This window comes from Ramlibacter tataouinensis (genome assembly GCF_027941915.1).
GTDB lineage: Bacteria > Pseudomonadota > Gammaproteobacteria > Burkholderiales > Burkholderiaceae_C > Ramlibacter > Ramlibacter tataouinensis_C.
The window spans coordinates 1,011,301-1,027,420 of the sequence record NZ_CP116009.1; the positions used below are offsets into that span (position 1 = coordinate 1,011,301).

Here is a 16,120-nt window from a genome sequence, read left to right on the forward strand (position 1 = left end):
GCCGCATGCTGCATCGCGTCCTGCGGCCGCTGCACCGCTTCGCCGAAGCGGTGGCGGCGGCCCTGCTGGCGGTGATCTTCGTCGCCTTCATCCTGCAGATCGTCCTGCGCTACGCGTTCAACTGGCCGGTGGGCTGGACGTCCGAGCTGTCGCTGGCGGCCTGGCTGTGGCTGGTGCTGTGGGGCGCCGCCTTCGTGCTCAAGGACGACGAGGAGATCCGCATCGACCTGCTGGTCGACCGCGCCGGCCCGCGCACCCGCCGGGTGCTGGTGGCAATCGGCGCCCTGAGCATCGTCGTGCTGTTCGGCATGTCGCTGCGGGCCTCGTACGACTACGTGAGCTTCATGAAGGTGGAAAAGAGCTCCTACCTGGGCATCCGCATGGACGTCACCTACTCGATCTACCTCGTGTTCGCCGGGGCCGTGGTGCTGCGCGCGCTGCGGCAACTGGTGCGCGCGTTGCGCGGCACCCTGCCGGCGCCGCGCCCGGTGGCCGCCACCTCCTCCGCGCTGTGAACCTGACCAGTCCCTTCGCGCTGGCGCTGGGCGCCATCGTCGCGCTCAGCCTGCTGGGCGTGCCCGTCGGGCACGCCATGATCGGCGGCTCCGTGCTGTACCTGTACCTCAAGGGCATGGACATGGGCGCCGCCGCCGAGCAGCTGCTCAACGGCACCTACTCCAGCTTCCTGCTGCTGGCCATTCCGCTGTTCATCCTGGCGGCGGCCATCATGAGCAACGGGAGCATCCTGGATCGGCTGCTGCGCTTTTGCAACGCCATCGTCGGCCGCTTCCCGGGCGGGCTGGCGCAGGTGAACGTGCTGCAAAGCGTGGTCTTCGCCAGCATGTCGGGCAGCGCGCTGGCCGACGCCGCCGGCTCCGGCAAGCTGATGCAGGAGATGATGACGCGCGAGAAGAAGTACACGCCGGAGTTCGCCGCCGCCCTCAGCGCCGTGTCTTCGGTGATCGGGCCAATCCTGCCGCCGTCCATTCCGCTGGTGCTGTATGCGCTGGTGTCGGGCACGTCCATCGGCTACCTGTTCATCGGCGGCGTGCTGCCCGGGCTGCTGCTGGGCGGCGTGCAGATGGGCCTGATCTGGTGGCTGGCCAAGCGGCGCAACTTCCCGCTGGAAGCCCCGGTGCGGCTGCGCGAGATGCCGCGCATCACGCGCGAGGCCTTTCCCGCGCTGATGCTGCCGGTGGTGCTGCTGGGCTGCCTGTACAGCGGCATCACCACGCCGACCGAAGCGGCCGGGGTGGCCGCCGCCTACGCCCTGCTGATCTCGGCGGCGCTGTACGGCATGCGCTGGAGCGACTTCTACGACTCGCTGCTGGCCAGCGCGCGCATGAGCATTTCCATCGGCATGCTGATCGCCGGCGCCCTGGTGTTCAACTACGTGATCACCTCCGAGAACATCCCGGCGGCGCTGAGCCGGGCGCTCGGCGGCCTGCAGCTGACGCCGATGGCCTTCCTGCTGCTGGTGAACGCGCTGCTGCTGCTGCTGGGGGCGTTCCTGGAGGGCTCCACCATCATCCTGGTCATCCTGCCGGTGCTGCTGCCGACCGCCACGGCGCTGGGCATCGACCCGGTGCACTTCGGCGTGATGGCGGTGCTGAACATCATGATCGGCCTGGTCACGCCGCCCTACGGCCTGCTGCTGTTCATGATGATGAAGATCGCCGACGTGCCCCTGGGCGCGCTGCTGCGCGAGACCTGGCCCTTCCTGCTGGTGATGGTGGCCGCACTGGCGCTGGTGACGGCCTGGCCGGACTTCGTGCTGGTGCTGCCGCGACTGGCGGGGTACACGGGATGAGCGGGTCCGAAGGCAAGCTGCTGTGCGGTTTGATCGGTGCCGGCATCCAGCAGTCGCTAACGCCGGCCCTGCAGGAGGAGGAAGCCCGCCACCACGGTCTGCGCCTGCATTACCAGCTGATCGACCTCGACACCGCCGGCGCCTCGGTGCGGGAGCTGCCCGGGCTGATCGCCGCCGCCCGCATCATGGGCTTCGCCGGATTGAACATCACCTTTCCTTGCAAGCAGGCGGTCGTGCCGCTGCTGGACGAGCTGTCGCCGGAGGCGGCCGCGATGGGGGCGGTCAACACGGTGGTGAACCGGGGCGGCCGGCTGGTTGGCCACAACACCGACGGCTCGGGCTGGGCCTGGGGCTTCCGGCGCGCGTTGCCGGATGCGGACCTCGGCTGCGTGGTGCTGCTGGGCGCCGGCGGCGCCGGCTCCGCCATCGCCGACGCCGCCTGCCGGCTCGGCGTCGGCGAACTGCGCATCGTCGATGCCGAGCCGGACCGCGCCGACGCACTGGCGGCGGCGCTGAATGCGCGCTTCGCCGGCCGCGCACGCGCGTTTGCCGATGCGCGCGCGGCGCTGTCGGGCGCCACCGGCCTGGTCCATGCCACGCCCACCGGCATGGCCAAGCTTCCTGGAATGGCGCTGCGGGCCTCTTTGCTGGGGCCGCATCTCTGGGTGTCGGAAGTCGTGTACTTCCCGATCGAGACCGACCTGCTGCGGGCGGCCCGCGCGGCCGGTTGCCGCACGGTGGATGGCGGCACGATGGCGGTCGGACAGGCAGTCGGCGCCTTCGAGCTGTTCACCGGCCGCCAGGCGGATGCGACACGGATGGCGCAGCACTTTCGCGGGCTGCTGGCGACGCGCTGAGGGCGGTTGGGCAGCAGGGCCGGCAATACAGCCCGACCCTGCGACCGGCCTCAACCCCGGCGCGCCGCCTCGATCTTTGCGATGTCGATCTTCCTCATCTGCATCATCGCGTCGAAGGCCCGCTTGGCCGCGGCGGGGTCCGGATCGGCGATGGCGTCGGTCAGGGCGCGCGGCGTGATCTGCCATGACAGGCCCCACTTGTCCTTGCACCAGCCGCATTCGCTTTCCTGGCCGCCGTTGCCGACGATCGCGTTCCACAGGCGGTCGGTCTCGGCCTGGTCGTCGGTGGCGACCTGGAACGAGAACGCCTCGCTGTGTTTGAACGCCGGGCCGCCGTTCAGGCCGAGGCAGGGGATGCCGAGGACGGTGAACTCGACCGTCAGCACGTCGCCCTGCTTGCCCGCCGGATAGTCGCCCGGCGCGCGATACACCTTGCCGACCGCGCTATCCGGGAACGTCGCGGCATAGAACTGAGCGGCATCCAGCGCGGTGCCGTCGTACCAGAGACAGATCGTGTTCTTGGGGGTCACCGGCGTTCTCCAACTTGTGAAGGGAGCGGCCATCCTACGCGGGACCGGGACGCGCAAGGGGCGCCGTGGCTGCCGCCGGCTCAGCGGCCCGAACCGTCGCGCAGCGGCTGCAGCAGGTGCCGCAGCCCGTTGTGGTCGATCTCGTGCATCAGCGCGAGCAGGCGGCCCAGCTGCCCGGCCGGAAACCCTTCGCGGGCGAACCAGTTCAGGTAGTTGCCGGGCAGGTCCGCGATGCGCGTGCCCTTGTACTTGCCGTACGGCATCTCGGTCCTGACCAGGAGTTCCAGCGAGTCCGGCATGCCCGGCATTCTCGCGCGGCGATGGCGAGTGGAGCCTCAGGCGGCGGCCGGCACCGCCATCAGCGTGAAGCCCTTGCGCGGCAGCTGCAGGGCGACGAGACCTGCCGCGATCAGCAGCACGCCCGCGGCGCCGAAGGCGACCCAGTGCGTGCCGTAGTGCTCGTAGCCCCAGCCGCCCAGCCAGGAGCTGATCATTCCGCCGATCTGGTGGCCGAGGTACGCCATGCCATAGAGCACGCCCACCAGCCGCACGCCGTAGACGTCGGCCAGGATGGCCGATGACAGCGCGATGCTGCCCGCCCACACCAGCCCGCCGATGGTGGAGGTGAGGTAGAGCTCCCAGTGCGTTCCGGCCAGCACCAGCGCGAAGAACCCGAGGCCCCGCACGAAGTAGATGGCGGCCAGGAGGTGCCGGCGCGGCAGGCGGTCGGCCAGGCGCCCCAGCATCAGCGTGCCGCCGATCGCGACGAAGCCGATCAGGCCGATGCCCATCGAGCTGGTGAAGGCGTCGAACCCGTGGTCCATCAGCATCGGCATGCCGTGGGTGCCCAGCAGGTTCATGCTGAAGCCGCAGGCGAACAGGCCGAAGAAGATCTTCCAGAACGGCGCCGTGCGCATCGCCTCGCGCAGCTTCAGGCTCTGCGGCCGCAGGCCGGCGCGCGCGCGCTGCGCGGCGAACGCCTCGGGGTCCAGGTCGGTGTGCTCGGGCGCGCCGTCGCGGATCACGAACAGGGCGGCCGGCAGCGTGAACAGCGTGAAGGCCGCGGCGAAGCCCACCAGCGTGGGGCGCCAGCCGAACTGCTCGATCGCGAAGCTGAGGACCGGCGTCATGATCGCCATGCCCGCCATCGAGCCGGTCGACAGGAAGAACAGCGCCATGCCGCGGCGGCGCGTGAACCAGTGGCTGATCACCGGCGTGAGCGCCACCGGGCTGGCGAAGCCCAGCCCCACCGACAGCAGCACCCCGAACGCGAGCGTGAAGGCCAGCGGATCGACCGTGGCCACCGTCCACAGCACCGCGGCGATGACCAGCGCGTTGCCCGCCAGCAGCACCGGCGGCGTGCCGAAGCGCGCGATCAGCAAACCGGCCAGCGGCATCGCCAGGCCGTAGGCCAGCATGCCGACCGCCACCATGGTCGCCAGCAGGCTGCGGCTGAAGCCCAGGTCGTGCGCCATGGGCAGGAAGAAGGGCCCGAAGCTCAGGCGCATGCCCGTCGACAGGAGGGTCAGGAACGCCGCCGCCGCGACGATGTTCCAGCCGAAATACCAGCGTGATGCCATGCGCCGATCATAGGCAGGCGCCGGAAGAGCAAGGCGCGGCCCCCGTGCCGGCGCACGAATCGATTCGCAGCTGGCGGCGCCCGGGATTGGGCCGCTGCCCTGACGCGACGGGGGCGGCGAGCTAGGTCGACAGGTTGCCGTTCAGGATTTCTGGAACTGCCGCAGGTCGAGCGGCCACTCGTTGCCGAGCCAGTAGGCATGATCGGTGTGGTCCGCGAGTTCGTCTCCGCTCAGGCCGTGCACGAACACGTCCAGGCCGCTGCGGTGTTCGTCGAGCCAGGGCACGATGCGGTCGAACTCCGCCGCCGAAAACGCCAGCTGGCAACTCCAGCGCGGATGGGGCCCCACCAGCTTCTCGTGGACGCGGCCCACCGCCACCTTGAAGAGGCGTCCGGCCTCTTCGCACAAGGCACGCGCCTGCGCCACGGTGCCCGCGTCGAAGTACACGTGGGCGTGGTAGGCGGGATGGATATTGACGGGGTAGCGCGGCATGAAGCCATTGTGGCGCGTCGACGGGCCCGGGGCTTCGCACCGGGCGCTGGCCCCCCCAGCCACCGATGGCCTTTCGATATGCTTCGCCCTCCTCCACTGCCCCAAGGCCCTGTCCGTGGCTGCCCCCGGCTACAACCTGGCGCGCTTCGATTTCGTCTCGATCCGGCTGGCCGTCGCCTGTGCGCGGACCGGCAGCCTGACATCGGCGGCACGCGACTGCAACCTGGTCCTGCCGGCAGCCAGCCGCCGCATCCGTGAACTGGAAGGCGCGCTCGGCGACACGCTCTTCGAGCGCCATTCGCGGGGCCTGGTCCCCACGGCCGCGGGCCGCGCCTTCGTGCGGCACGGGCTGGCGCTGCTGCAGGAGATGGACAACCTCGTCGCCGAACTGGCCGACCTGCGCCACGGGGTGGCCCGGCACGTCCAGCTGTGCGCCAGCACGGCAGCCATCAACCAGTTCCTTCCCCCGCTGCTGGCTAGCTATGCCGAGCTGCGGCCCGACGTGCGGGTCGAGGTGGAGGAACAGGTGTCCGAGCTCGTCGTGGCGTCCCTGCGCGAAGGACGCGCCGACATCGGCGCCTTCGTGGAAGGAACGGACACGCACGGCCTGGACGTGCGCGACTTCCGCCGCGACGAACTGGTGCTGATCCTCCCTGCCGGCCACCGGTTCGCCGGGCGCGCGCCGATTTCCTTCGTCGACACCCTCGACGAGCAGTGGATCAGCCTCAACGCCGGCGCGGCGATGCTCCAGCAGCAGCAGCAGGCGGCGCTGGCCGCGGCGCGCACCTTCAGGCTGCGCATGCAGGTCCGCAGCTTCGACGCGGTCGGACACATGGTGGCCTCCGGACTGGGCATCGCCGCGCTGCCCAAGGCCGCGGGCTTGCCCATCGTGCGCGCCATGAAGCTCGCCTGGCGCCCGCTGGCCGACGCCTGGGCGCACCGGCAGCTGAAGATCGCGATCCGGCCGGATGCCGACCCCGCGATCGCCGGCCTCAGGGATTTCCTGTGCTCGCCTTCGCGGAATGCGAAGGCTGCCTGAGCGACACGCACATAGACCTCGCGCCCCATCCGCCCCGACACTCCCGGGATGGACACCCGCGTGACTTCCCAAGCGGCGCCGGGGACGGCGCCCCCCTCGGCCCTGGCCGGCCTCAAGGTCCTGGAACTCGGGCAGCTCATTGCCGGCCCGTTCGCCGCCAAGACCCTGGCCGAGTTCGGCGCCGAGGTAATCAAGATCGAACCGCCGGGGGCCGGCGACCCGCTGCGCAAATGGCGAATGCTCAAGGACGGCACCTCCGTCTGGTGGCAGGTCCAGTCGCGCAACAAGCGCTCGCTCGCGCTCGACCTGCGCGACCCGGACGGCCAGGCCATCGTGCGCCAGCTGGCCGCCGAAGCCGACGTGCTGATCGAGAACTTCCGCCCCGGGGCGATGGAGGGCTGGGGCCTGGCCCCCGACGCGCTGCTGGAACTCAACCCCAGGCTGATCGTGCTGCGCATCAGCGGCTACGGCCAGACCGGTCCCTACCGCAACCGCCCGGGGTTCGGCGTCATCGGGGAGGCGATGGGCGGCTTGCGGCATCTCACCGCGGAACCGGACCGGGTGCCGGTGCGGGTCGGCGTCAGCATCGGCGACACGCTGGCGGCCCTGCACGGCGTGATCGGCATCCTGCTGGCGCTGCAGCATCGGCATGCCTGCGGCCGGGGCCAGGTCATCGATGTCGCGCTCTACGAAGCGGTGTTCAACTGCATGGAGAGCCTGCTGCCGGAGTACAGCGCGTTCGGCGCGGTGCGCGGCCCGGCCGGCAGCGCGCTGCCCGGCATCGCGCCCACGAACGCCTACCGGTGCAAGGACGGCGGCTACGCGCTGATCGCCGGCAATGGCGACAGCATCTTCCGCCGCCTCATGGTGCTGATCGGGCGCCAGGACCTGGCCCAGGATCCGATGCTCGGCGACAACGCGGGGCGGGTCGCACGGGTGGCCGAACTCGACGAGGCCATCGGTGCCTGGACGGCTCAGCGCACGGTCGCCGAGGTGCTGGCGGCGCTTGACGGCGCGTCCGTTCCGGCGGGACGGATCTACACCATCGCCGACATCGCCGCCGACCCGCACTACCGGGCGCGCGGGATGCTGCAGGACATCCGCCTGGACGACGGCAGCACGCTGGCCGTGCCCGGCGTGGTGCCCAAGCTCTCGCTCACGCCCGGCGCCCACCGCCGCAACGCCCCTGCCCTCGGGCAGGACACGGACGCCGTCCTGCGCGAGATCGGACTCAGCCCGCAGCAGATCCAGGCCCTGAAAGCCCGGGGCATCGTCGACGGCGGCCCGGCATGAGGCGCCTGCACTTGAACGAAGTCGTCACCCGCGACGGCTTCCAGAACGAGCCGGCCTTCATCCCGACCGACGCCAAGGTGGCGCTCATCGACGAGCTGGGCGACTGCGGCTACGCCAAGGTGGAGGTGACCTCGTTCACCTCGCCCAGGGCCATTCCCATGCTGCGCGATGCGGACGAGGTGATCGGCCGGATCCGCCGCGTCCCGGGCGTGGAGTACACGGTGCTGGTGCCGAACGTGCGCGGGGCCGAGCGCGCGATGGAAGCGCGGGCCGACGAACTGAACGTCGTGATGTCGACGTCCGAGACCCACAACCTGGCCAACCTGCGCATGCCGCGCGAGAAGAGCTTTGCGGCGCTGCGCGAAGTGATCGGCATCGCCCAGGGCCAGGTGCCGGTGAACGTGTCCCTGTCCACCAGCTTCGGCTGCCCCATGGAAGGCGACGTTCCGCAGGACGAGGTGCTGCGCTGGGGAGCGCGCTTCGCCGAGCTCGGCGTGCGCGGGCTGACCGTCTGCGACACCACCGGCATGGCGCACCCCGGGCAGGTGGCGCGCCTGTGCGAAGCCCTGCAGCACCGGTTCGCGGGCCTGCAGCTGACCCTGCACTTCCACAACACCCGCGGCATGGGCCTGGCCAACGTGCTCGCGGCCGTCCAGCAGGGCATCACCCGCTTCGACGGCTCCCTGGGCGGCCTGGGCGGCTGCCCGTATGCGCCCGGGGCGAGCGGCAACATCTGCAGCGAGGACGCCATCCACATGCTGCAGGCGATGGGCTATGACACCGGCGTCGACCTGGCACGCCTGCTCGACGCCGCGCGCCGGCTCCCGGGCATCGTGGGCCACGAAGTCCCGGGCCAGGTGGCCAAGGCCGGGCGCTGCACCGACCTGCATCCGGCGCCGGCAGCCGTCGCCGAGCTGCGCGACCTCCATCGCCCTGCCGGCTCGACGGCCGGGGAGGCTTCCCGCTAGTTGTCGAGGGAAACGCCGGAGGTAGGCCCCGTTTCCGGCTTGCGGCCTTCCCAGCGCCGGCGCAGGCGATCCAGGTACAGGTAGACGACCGGCGTCGTGAACAGCGTGAGCAGCTGCGACACGGCCAGTCCGCCCACCATGGCGAAACCCAGCGGCCGGCGCAGCTCCGAGCCGATCCCGCCGCCCAGCATCAGCGGCACGCCCGCGAGCAGTGCGCACATCGTCGTCATCATGATCGGGCGGAAGCGCCGCAGGCACGCCTGCACGATGGCGGCGTCCGGGGCGAGGCCCTGCTCGCGCTCGGCCGTGAGCGCGAAGTCGACCATCATGATCCCGTTCTTCTTGACGATGCCGATCAGCAGGATGATCGCGATCAGCGCGATCACGTCCAGGTTGTAGCCGAACAGCAGCAGCATCAGCAGCGCGCCCAGTCCCGCCGACGGCAGCGTCGACAGGATCGTGAGCGGGTGGATGTAGCTCTCGTACAGTAGCCCCAGCACGATGTACACGGCCAGCAGCGCGGCCGCGATCAGCAGCGGCTGCGATGCGAGCGATTGCTGGAAGGCCTGGGCCGTGCCCTGGAAGTTGCCCGACAGCGCGGCGGGAACCTTCATCGCGGCCATCGTCCCCTGCACGGCGCCCACGGCGTCGCCCAGCGCCGCGCCCGGCGCGAGGTTGAACGAGATCGTGACGGCCGGGAACTGCCCCTGGTGACTCACCGAGAGGTAGTTGGTGCGCGTGTTGTCGAAGCTGGCGAAGGTGGCGAGGGGCACCGGCTGGCCGGTGACCGGCGAGTTGATGTACAGGTCGTGCAGCAGGTTCGGGTCCTGCGCCAGCGCCGGAGTCACCTCCAGCACCACGTGGTACGCGTTCAGCTGGGTGAAGTACTGCGCCACCTGCCGCTGGCCGATGGCGTCGTACAGGGTCGCGTCGATCAGGGCCGGGGTGATGCCGTAGCTGCCGGCACGGTCGCGGTCGATCGCCAGGTGCAGCGCGGCCGCGCCGAGCTGCTGGTCGGATGCGACGTCGGCGAGCTGCGGCAGCGAACGCAGCCGCTCGAGGATGCGCGGCGCCCAGGTGCCCAGCTCGTCGATGCTGGAGTCGATCAGCGTGTACTGGTACTGGGTTCGCGCGAGGCGGCCGCCGACGCTGACGTCCTGCGCGGCCTGCATGAACAGCGTCACGCCCTGCAGCCTCGCGAGCTTGCGGCGCAGCCGCGCGAGCACCTGGTCGGCGCTGGAGCGGCGGCCCTCGCTGCGCGGCTTGAGCGAGATGTTGAAGTTGCTGCTGTTGTAGGCGTTGCTGCCGATATTGAAGGCCAGGCCGTAGACGTCCGGGTCGGCGCGCACGATGTCGGCGATCGCGAGCGCGCGCCGGCTCATGGCCTCGAAGGAGCTGTCCTGCGAACTCTCGGCCTGGCCCTGGATGAAGCCGGTGTCCTGCTGCGGGAAGAAGCCCTTGGGCGTATAGACGTACAGGGCCACGGTCGCGGCCATGGTCGCCAGGAACACCAGCAGCGTCAGCGGCTGGTGCCGCAGCACGGTTTGCAGCGCCCGGTCGTAGCCCCGGTGCATGGCGTCGAAGGAACGCTCCGACCAGCGCAGGATCCGCGGCGCCGGCCGGCCCTCGGGCCGCGGCCGCAGGAAGCGGGCGCACAGCATGGGGATCAGCGTCAGCGCCACCACCACTGAGATCGCGATCGTGAAGGTGACGGTCGACGCGAACTCGCGGAAGAACCGGCCGATGACGCCGCCCATCAGCAGCAGCGGGATGAACACGGCGACCAGCGAGACGGAGATCGACACCACCGTGAAGGCGATCTCGCGCGAGCCCTGCAGCGCCGCCTGCTCCGGGGGCACGCCGGCTTCGACGTGGCGGAAGATGTTCTCCAGGACGACCACGGCGTCGTCGACCACGAAGCCCACCGCGATCGTCAACGCCATCAGCGACAGGTTGTCCAGGCTGAAGCCGGGCGGGTGCATCAGCGCGGCGGTGCCCAGGATCGCCAGCGGGATCGTCGCCGCCGGGATCAGCGTGGCCGCCACGTTGCGCAGGAACAGGAAGATGACCATCACCACCAGCGCGATCGACAGCAGCAGCGTGAACTCGACGTCGTCGACCGAGGCACGGATGGTCTGGGTGCGGTCGGACAGCACCCCGACCTGCACCGCCGGCGGGATGGCGGCCTCGATCCTCGGCAGCGCGCGCGTGACGCCGTCCACGGTCCCGATCACGTTCGCGCCCGGCTGCTTGAACACCGCGACGACGACCGACTTGCCGTTGGCCAGCGTGTCCGCGGGCACGCCGGGCCCGGAGAACGCCCAGGCCGCCGACCGCGCGTTCTCCGGTCCCTCGATGGCGCGCCCAATGTCGCGCACCCGGATCGGCGCGCCGCCGCGGTAGCCCAGCAGCACGTCGTTCCACGCGGCGGCCGAGAAGATCTGGTCGTTGTCGTACACCGTCACGTTCTGCGCGGGGCCGTCGAGCGAACCCTTGGGCGAGTTGACGGTGGCCGAGGCCAGCTGCGTGCGCACCTGCTCCAGGTCCAGCCCGAGCGCCGCCGCCCGGGCCGGGTCGACCTGCACCCGCACCGCCGGCTTCTGCTGCCCGAACACGGTGACCAGCCCGACCCCAGGCAACTGCGAGATCTGCTGCGCGACGATGCTGTCGGCGAGGTCCGACACCGTCGTGACCGGCAGCGTCTGCGAGCTCATGCCCAGCAGCAGGATCGGGCGATCGGCCGGGTTGACCTTGCGGTAGGTCGGCGGCGACGGCAGGTTGGCGGGCAGCTGGCCGCCGGCGGCATTGATGGCGGCGGCGACGTCGATCGCCGCCGAGTCGATGCTGCGGTTCAGGTCGAACTGGAGCGTGATGTTGGACGACCCCAGCACGCTGGACGACGTGAGCTGCGTCAGTCCCGCGATCTGCGAGAAGTAGCGCTCCAGCGGCGTGGCCACGTTGGACGCCATCGTCTCCGGGCTCGCGCCGGGCAGCGACGCGGAGACCTGGATGGTCGGGAACTCCACTTCCGGCAGCGCCGCCACCGGCAGCGCACGCCAGGCCATCAACCCGAACATGAACAGGCCCAGGGCCATCAGCGACGTGCCGATCGGCCGGCGGATGAAAAAGGCCGAGATGTCCATGGGCGCTCATCCGGCGGCCGCTTCGGTCACCTTCACGCCGGGGCGCAACTTGTACTGGCCGTCGACCACCACATGCTCGCCCCCGGCCAAGCCGCGGGTGACCAGCGAGCGCCCGGCCTCGCTCTGGTCGACCACGATCGGCTGCGGCGCGACGCTGCCGTCCGGCCGGACCACATAGGTGAAGAGGCCGTCCGGGCCGCGTTGCACCGCGGCATCGGGGATGGTGAGCCCGTCGGCCACCTCGCTCAGCACCAGGCGCACGTTGACGAACTGCCCGGGCCACAGTGCGCCAGCCGCGTTGGGGAACACCGCCCGCAGCTGGAAGGTGCCCGTGCCCGCGTCGATCTGGTTGTTCACCAGGGTCAGCGTCCCGGTGGCCAGCACCGCCGGGTCGGTCCGGCCCGAAGCCTGCACGGCGAGCGGCCGGCCCGGCGCGGCCGCCTGCGCCCGCAGCACGGGCTGCAGGCGACCTTCCGGCAGCGTGAACAGCACGCTGATCGGATCGATCTGGTTGATTGTCACGATGCCGGTCGCGTCGGCCGCGTGCACGATGTTGCCGGGATCGACCAGCCGCTTGCCGGTGCGTCCGCCCACCGGCGCGCGGATCGTCGCGTAGTCCAGCTGGACCCGCGCGTTGTCGACCAGCGCCTGGTCCAGCTTGACCGTGGCGCGCAGCTGGCCCACCAGCGCGCCCTGCGTGTCCAGCTGCTGGCGCGCGATCGAATCCTGCTGCACCAGCGTGGCGTAGCGCTTCAGGTCAAGCAGCGCATTGGCCAGCTGCGCTTCGTCCCGGCCCTGCTGCGCCTCGGACTGCGCGAGCTGGGCCTGCAAGGCGCGCGGATCGATGCGCGCGAGCACGTCACCCGCCGTGACCTCCTGCCCTTCGCGGAACAGCACGCGGTCGAGCTGGCCGTCGATGCGGGCGCGCACCAGCACGGCATTGAGCGGCGTCACCGTGCCGATCCCCCGGGCCACGACCGGCACCGGCCGGCGCGTGGCCACGGCCGTGGTGACCGGCACGGCGGCGGGCGCGGGAGAAACCTGCGCCTTGCTGCCGTCCGGGAGGCCACGCGCGGCAGCGATGACGATGACGAGCAGCGCCGCCAGGCCGGCGGAGACGAGAACATGTCGGGCTCGCGCATCCATGCGTCGATCCTTCTCGGACCAGGGTGAGCGTTCGACCCGGCCCGATCAGGCGCGTTCCGTGCCGGCTGCGTCAGGCGTCAGGCGTCAGGCGTCAGGCGCCAGGCGCCAGGCGTCAGGCTACGGTTGTCCCGCGCCGTCCCCATCGCCCAGCCACTGGACGTCCACCCCCTTGCGCAGGGTGTTGTGAACCTCGGCGACGGCGTCGGTCTCGCGCAGCAACCGGGCAATGTCCTGCGGCGATGCAGGGGACCGGACCGAAGCGCGGTAGCGGACATGGGAAGCGGCCAGCCCGATACCGGCAAACTCGGCCAGTGCCTCGACCTCGACGCCGTCCAGCGTCAGGCCCAGCCGGGCGGCTTCGCGGTAGAGGTCGTTGCAGTAGCAGGTGGCCAGCGCGAGCATCAGGAACTCACCGCCGTTGGTGGCGCAGCCGCCACCCGCCTTGGGCGCGACGGCGAGTTCGTGCTCGGCGCTGCCGGTACGCACCACGGCCCAATGCCGGCCGGGCGAACTGGTCACGGTGGCGGCGATCTCCATGGCGGAACTCCAGGACGTGGCCGAGGGGGCGAGTGCCGCGAGCGGACCGGCTACTCGACGATGAGCTGGGTCGCGACCGGCAGGGCGCGGCGCATGGCATCGCTGACCGGCGAATGCTTTTCCGCCCAGTCCACCAGTGCGCGCACGGCTTCCTCCGGTGTGCCCGGCGCCGAGAGGCGGACGGTGACCCGCACGCCCAGCGGACCCGCGGGCGCCGACTCGGCCAGCCCCAGCAGCCCGCGGTTGTCCGACTCGCTGTCGACGGTCACCTCGAGCTTGTCGAGCACGATCCCGAGCTGCGCCGCGCGCATCGCGATGACCGTGGCGTCGCAGCTGGCGAGGGCCGCGCGCAGCAGCCAGCCGGGCGTCGGCGCGCTGCTTTCCCCACCGACGGCCGTCGGCATGTCGGTCGCGAGCGATGCACCCCGGGGCCCCTGGGCGCGGCATCGCAAGCCGGACTCCAGCACGGCCACGGCCGGCGGGTCCTGCGACACGGCCTTCTGCGGATGCTCGCCCAGGTAGGCGGACAGCTTTCCGATCGATTGCTTGATGCGATCCATGCTCATGCGACGACCTCCTCGGACTTGTTCATGCCGAACACCCTCGAACGAACCCGGCCGCGCCGGGCCCGCACCTTGCCCCATCGTGCGCTGCGTCCTGCAGCGCCCCTCAGTCCCTGTCGGGCGCGCCCAGCGGAAACAGCGGCCGGAACGGCCGGGCGTCCTCGATGGCGCGCGCGAACGACGGCCGCGCCAGCAGCCGTGACCGGTAGGCGCGCAGCACCGGGAAAGCCCCGGGAATCGGATGGGTCCAGTCCGCATAGAACAAGGACGGTCCGGCCGCGCAATCGGCCAGCGTGAATGCCGGTCCCGCGGCCCATGCCCTGCCGGCCAGTTGCCCTTCGAGCCAGCCATAGGCGCGCTCCAGCTTCTCCTCGGCGAGGGCCAGGCCTTCCTGGCGCTTCACGGGATCGCCCGTCAACGCACCGTCGACCGCGTGCTGTGCCGCGTTCATGACGTGCAGGTCGAAGAAGCGATCGAGAAAGCGCACCTGCAGCGCCTCCATCGGTGCTTCGGGGATCAGGCGAACCGGGCCGGGATGCGTGAGCTGGAGGTACTCGATGATGATGCTGGTCTCGGCGACATCGCGATCGCCATCCACCAGCAGCGGGAACTTGCGCAGGGGCCATCGGCGCAGCCACTCGGCCGCGTGCTGCGGGGTGTCCGGCCCGATGCAGCGGAACTCGTAGGGGGTTTCGTTCTCGTGCAGCGCGATCAGCACCTTCTGCGTGTACGACGAGAAGGGATGGCCATAGAGCACGAGGGACATGGGTTCGACGGCTTGTCAAGGGCAAGTGGGCACACCGTACGCGAACTGCCTGCACGTGGCAAGGGCTATGGCATCCTTTGCACGACATGGAGGGACCCCGTGCGAGATCTTGAGAAGAACCGCGCCCCATCGCTGCACCGCGTGGACTCCCCGGTTGGCTTGAACGATCCGCTGGCCCTGCCTTGCGGCCAGGTTCTGCGAAACCGGCTGGCCAAGGCCGCCATGAGCGAGCAGTTGGCTGGACGCCAGTCCGAACCGAGCCCCGGGCTGGTCGAGCTCTACCGGCGGTGGGGCGGAGGCGGCGCAGCCCTGCTCCTGACCGGCAACGTCATGGTCGACAGGAACGCGATCAGCGAGCCGGGGCAAGTCGTGGTCGAAGACGATCGTCATCTCGACCGGCTGTCGCAGTGGGCCCGTGCCGCCAAGGCGCAGGGCGCGCAGGTCTGGATGCAGATCAACCACGCCGGCCGGCAGGTGCCCATCTCCGTTTCACGCCGGGCGGTTGCACCTTCGGCGGTGCCGCTGCCAGGACCCTTGTTCGCCCGGCCCCGTGCGCTGCAGGGCGAAGAGATCCTCGCGCTGGTGCAGCGTTTTGCGACCACCGCCAAGGTGGCCGTTCAAGCGGGCTTCGATGGGGTGCAGATCCACGCGGCACACGGCTACCTGATCAGCCAATTCCTCTCGCCGCAAGCGAACCGGAGACAGGACGACTACGGCGGGGACCTGCAGCGGCGGCAGCGCTTCCTCCTCGAGGTGATCCAGGCCGTCCGCGCAGCGGTCGGACCGCATATCCCCATCTCCGTGAAGCTGAACGCCTCGGACTTTTCGCGGTCCGGCCTGACGCCGGATGAAGCGTTGCACCATGTCTCGGCACTGGAGCGGACATCCGTCGACCTGCTGGAGATCTCCGGCGGCAACTTCCACACCGCGGCCATGCTCGGCATGGCCGCGCCGGAGACGGGGGCCTTCGCCAGGGGATCGGAAGGCTATTTCCTCGACTTCGCCCGCCGCGCCAGGCTCGTCTACAGCAAGCCCCTGATGGTGACCGGCGGGTTCAGGACCGGGGCCGCGGTCGACGCTGCGCTTGCAAGCGGCGTCATCGATCTGGCCGGCATGGCACGGCCCATGGTGATGGACGCCGGCATCGCGAACCGGCTGCTTTCCGGCGCCGCCGGCGACGCCGCGAAGGCCGTACTCGCTTCCGGGCCTCGTCGTGCCAAGGCCCGCGGGCTGGTGGGGGGGCTCGCAGAGATCGCCTGGTACACGGTGCAGATGTGGCGCCTGAGCCGGGGCAAGCCGGTCGACTCCACGCTGGGGCCCTGGCTCGCCAGCCTGCGCTATCTGATCCGGCAGAACGCCCAGCGGGCGCTTAGAAGCTAGCGGGATGGGCGAGATG

At 70.6% G+C, this 16,120-nt stretch carries 16 protein-coding genes; 7 read left to right on the forward strand and 9 right to left on the reverse strand.

The features are described from left to right. The first annotated feature begins 5 nt into the window (after positions 1-5). The 3 genes from PE066_RS04645 to PE066_RS04655 are packed head-to-tail and all read left to right on the forward strand — an operon-like array spanning position 6 to position 2,667. Positions 6-515, forward strand: coding sequence for a TRAP transporter small permease (locus tag PE066_RS04645; protein WP_271235394.1), 510 nt, complete (start codon positions 6-8; stop codon positions 513-515). Next, positions 512-1,810, forward strand: a complete 1,299-nt coding sequence (locus tag PE066_RS04650) for a TRAP transporter large permease (protein WP_271235395.1) — start codon at positions 512-514, stop codon at positions 1,808-1,810. Before PE066_RS04645 ends, PE066_RS04650 begins: the two co-directional genes overlap by 4 nt. Continuing rightward, positions 1,807-2,667, forward strand: a complete 861-nt coding sequence (locus tag PE066_RS04655) for a shikimate dehydrogenase (protein ID WP_271235396.1) — start codon at positions 1,807-1,809, stop codon at positions 2,665-2,667. Before PE066_RS04650 ends, PE066_RS04655 begins: the two co-directional genes overlap by 4 nt. 50 nt (positions 2,668-2,717) lie before the next feature. Here the strand turns inward: PE066_RS04655 and PE066_RS04660 are convergent, their stop codons facing one another. The 4 genes from PE066_RS04660 to PE066_RS04675 form a co-directional block, all read right to left on the reverse strand. Beyond that, positions 2,718-3,197, reverse strand: a complete 480-nt coding sequence (locus tag PE066_RS04660) for a VOC family protein (RefSeq protein WP_271235397.1) — start codon at positions 3,195-3,197, stop codon at positions 2,718-2,720. An 80-nt stretch (positions 3,198-3,277) separates the two neighbouring features. Beyond that, the gene (locus PE066_RS04665; RefSeq protein ID WP_271235398.1) at positions 3,278-3,496 is read right to left on the reverse strand and encodes a DUF3820 family protein; all 219 of its coding nucleotides are present in this window, start codon (positions 3,494-3,496) and stop codon (positions 3,278-3,280) included. A 36-nt stretch (positions 3,497-3,532) separates the two neighbouring features. Continuing rightward, positions 3,533-4,777, reverse strand: coding sequence for an MFS transporter (locus tag PE066_RS04670; protein ID WP_271235399.1), 1,245 nt, complete (start codon positions 4,775-4,777; stop codon positions 3,533-3,535). A gap of 141 nt (positions 4,778-4,918) precedes the next feature. Continuing rightward, on the reverse strand, positions 4,919-5,269 hold the full coding sequence (locus tag PE066_RS04675; protein ID WP_271235400.1) for a DOPA 4,5-dioxygenase family protein: 351 nt from the start codon (positions 5,267-5,269) through the stop codon (positions 4,919-4,921). Positions 5,270-5,384: 115 nt separating this feature from the next. On the opposite strand from PE066_RS04675, the gene PE066_RS04680 reads away from it, so the two are divergent. The 3 genes from PE066_RS04680 to PE066_RS04690 are packed head-to-tail and all read left to right on the forward strand — an operon-like array spanning position 5,385 to position 8,569. After that, on the forward strand, positions 5,385-6,308 hold the full coding sequence (locus PE066_RS04680; protein WP_271235401.1) for a LysR family transcriptional regulator: 924 nt from the start codon (positions 5,385-5,387) through the stop codon (positions 6,306-6,308). Between the two features lie 48 nt (positions 6,309-6,356). Continuing rightward, positions 6,357-7,601, forward strand: coding sequence for a CaiB/BaiF CoA transferase family protein (locus PE066_RS04685; protein WP_271235402.1), 1,245 nt, complete (start codon positions 6,357-6,359; stop codon positions 7,599-7,601). Then, on the forward strand, positions 7,598-8,569 hold the full coding sequence (locus PE066_RS04690; RefSeq protein ID WP_271235403.1) for a hydroxymethylglutaryl-CoA lyase: 972 nt from the start codon (positions 7,598-7,600) through the stop codon (positions 8,567-8,569). Before PE066_RS04685 ends, PE066_RS04690 begins: the two co-directional genes overlap by 4 nt. On the opposite strand, the gene PE066_RS04695 is transcribed toward PE066_RS04690, so the two are convergent. From PE066_RS04695 to PE066_RS04715, 5 genes are all read right to left on the reverse strand, one after another. Further along, positions 8,566-11,712, reverse strand: coding sequence for an efflux RND transporter permease subunit (locus PE066_RS04695; RefSeq protein ID WP_271235404.1), 3,147 nt, complete (start codon positions 11,710-11,712; stop codon positions 8,566-8,568). The genes PE066_RS04690 and PE066_RS04695 overlap by 4 nt on opposite strands. Positions 11,713-11,718: 6 nt before the next feature. After that, positions 11,719-12,858 carry an efflux RND transporter periplasmic adaptor subunit gene (locus PE066_RS04700; protein WP_271235405.1) on the reverse strand — a complete coding sequence of 380 codons (1,140 nt, stop codon included), beginning with the start codon at positions 12,856-12,858 and terminating at the stop codon, positions 11,719-11,721. A 117-nt stretch (positions 12,859-12,975) separates the two neighbouring features. Then, positions 12,976-13,395 (reverse strand): OsmC family protein, encoded by a 420-nt coding sequence (locus PE066_RS04705; protein ID WP_271235406.1) that lies wholly within the window; start codon positions 13,393-13,395, stop codon positions 12,976-12,978. A 50-nt stretch (positions 13,396-13,445) separates the two neighbouring features. Beyond that, entirely contained in the window at positions 13,446-13,961 is a 516-nt protein-coding gene (locus PE066_RS04710; protein WP_271235407.1) for an OsmC family protein, read from the reverse strand. Positions 13,962-14,064: 103 nt separating this feature from the next. Next, positions 14,065-14,724, reverse strand: a complete 660-nt coding sequence (locus tag PE066_RS04715; RefSeq protein ID WP_271235408.1) for a glutathione S-transferase family protein — start codon at positions 14,722-14,724, stop codon at positions 14,065-14,067. A gap of 99 nt (positions 14,725-14,823) precedes the next feature. On the opposite strand from PE066_RS04715, the gene PE066_RS04720 reads away from it, so the two are divergent. After that, a complete protein-coding gene (locus PE066_RS04720) occupies positions 14,824-16,104 on the forward strand; it encodes an NADH:flavin oxidoreductase/NADH oxidase family protein (protein WP_271235409.1) in 1,281 nt (426 codons plus the stop codon). The last annotated feature ends 16 nt before the right edge of the window (positions 16,105-16,120 follow it).

Bases quoted from the DNA above. Each gene is read 5' to 3' on its own strand.
- PE066_RS04645 (WP_271235394.1), top strand. From the start codon at position 6: ATGCTGCATCGCGTCCTGCGGCCGCTGCACCGCTTCGCCGAAGCGGTG.
- PE066_RS04655 (WP_271235396.1), top strand. From the start codon at position 1,807: ATGAGCGGGTCCGAAGGCAAGCTGCTGTGCGGTTTGATCGGTGCCGGC.
- PE066_RS04665 (WP_271235398.1), bottom strand. From the start codon at position 3,496: ATGCCGGACTCGCTGGAACTCCTGGTCAGGACCGAGATGCCGTACGGC.
- PE066_RS04670 (WP_271235399.1), bottom strand. From the start codon at position 4,777: ATGGCATCACGCTGGTATTTCGGCTGGAACATCGTCGCGGCGGCGGCG.
- PE066_RS04675 (WP_271235400.1), bottom strand. From the start codon at position 5,269: ATGCCGCGCTACCCCGTCAATATCCATCCCGCCTACCACGCCCACGTG.
- PE066_RS04685 (WP_271235402.1), top strand. From the start codon at position 6,357: ATGGACACCCGCGTGACTTCCCAAGCGGCGCCGGGGACGGCGCCCCCC.
- PE066_RS04690 (WP_271235403.1), top strand. From the start codon at position 7,598: ATGAGGCGCCTGCACTTGAACGAAGTCGTCACCCGCGACGGCTTCCAG.
- PE066_RS04695 (WP_271235404.1), bottom strand. From the start codon at position 11,712: ATGGACATCTCGGCCTTTTTCATCCGCCGGCCGATCGGCACGTCGCTG.
- PE066_RS04700 (WP_271235405.1), bottom strand. From the start codon at position 12,858: ATGGATGCGCGAGCCCGACATGTTCTCGTCTCCGCCGGCCTGGCGGCG.
- PE066_RS04705 (WP_271235406.1), bottom strand. From the start codon at position 13,395: ATGGAGATCGCCGCCACCGTGACCAGTTCGCCCGGCCGGCATTGGGCC.
- PE066_RS04710 (WP_271235407.1), bottom strand. From the start codon at position 13,961: ATGAGCATGGATCGCATCAAGCAATCGATCGGAAAGCTGTCCGCCTAC.
- PE066_RS04715 (WP_271235408.1), bottom strand. From the start codon at position 14,724: ATGTCCCTCGTGCTCTATGGCCATCCCTTCTCGTCGTACACGCAGAAG.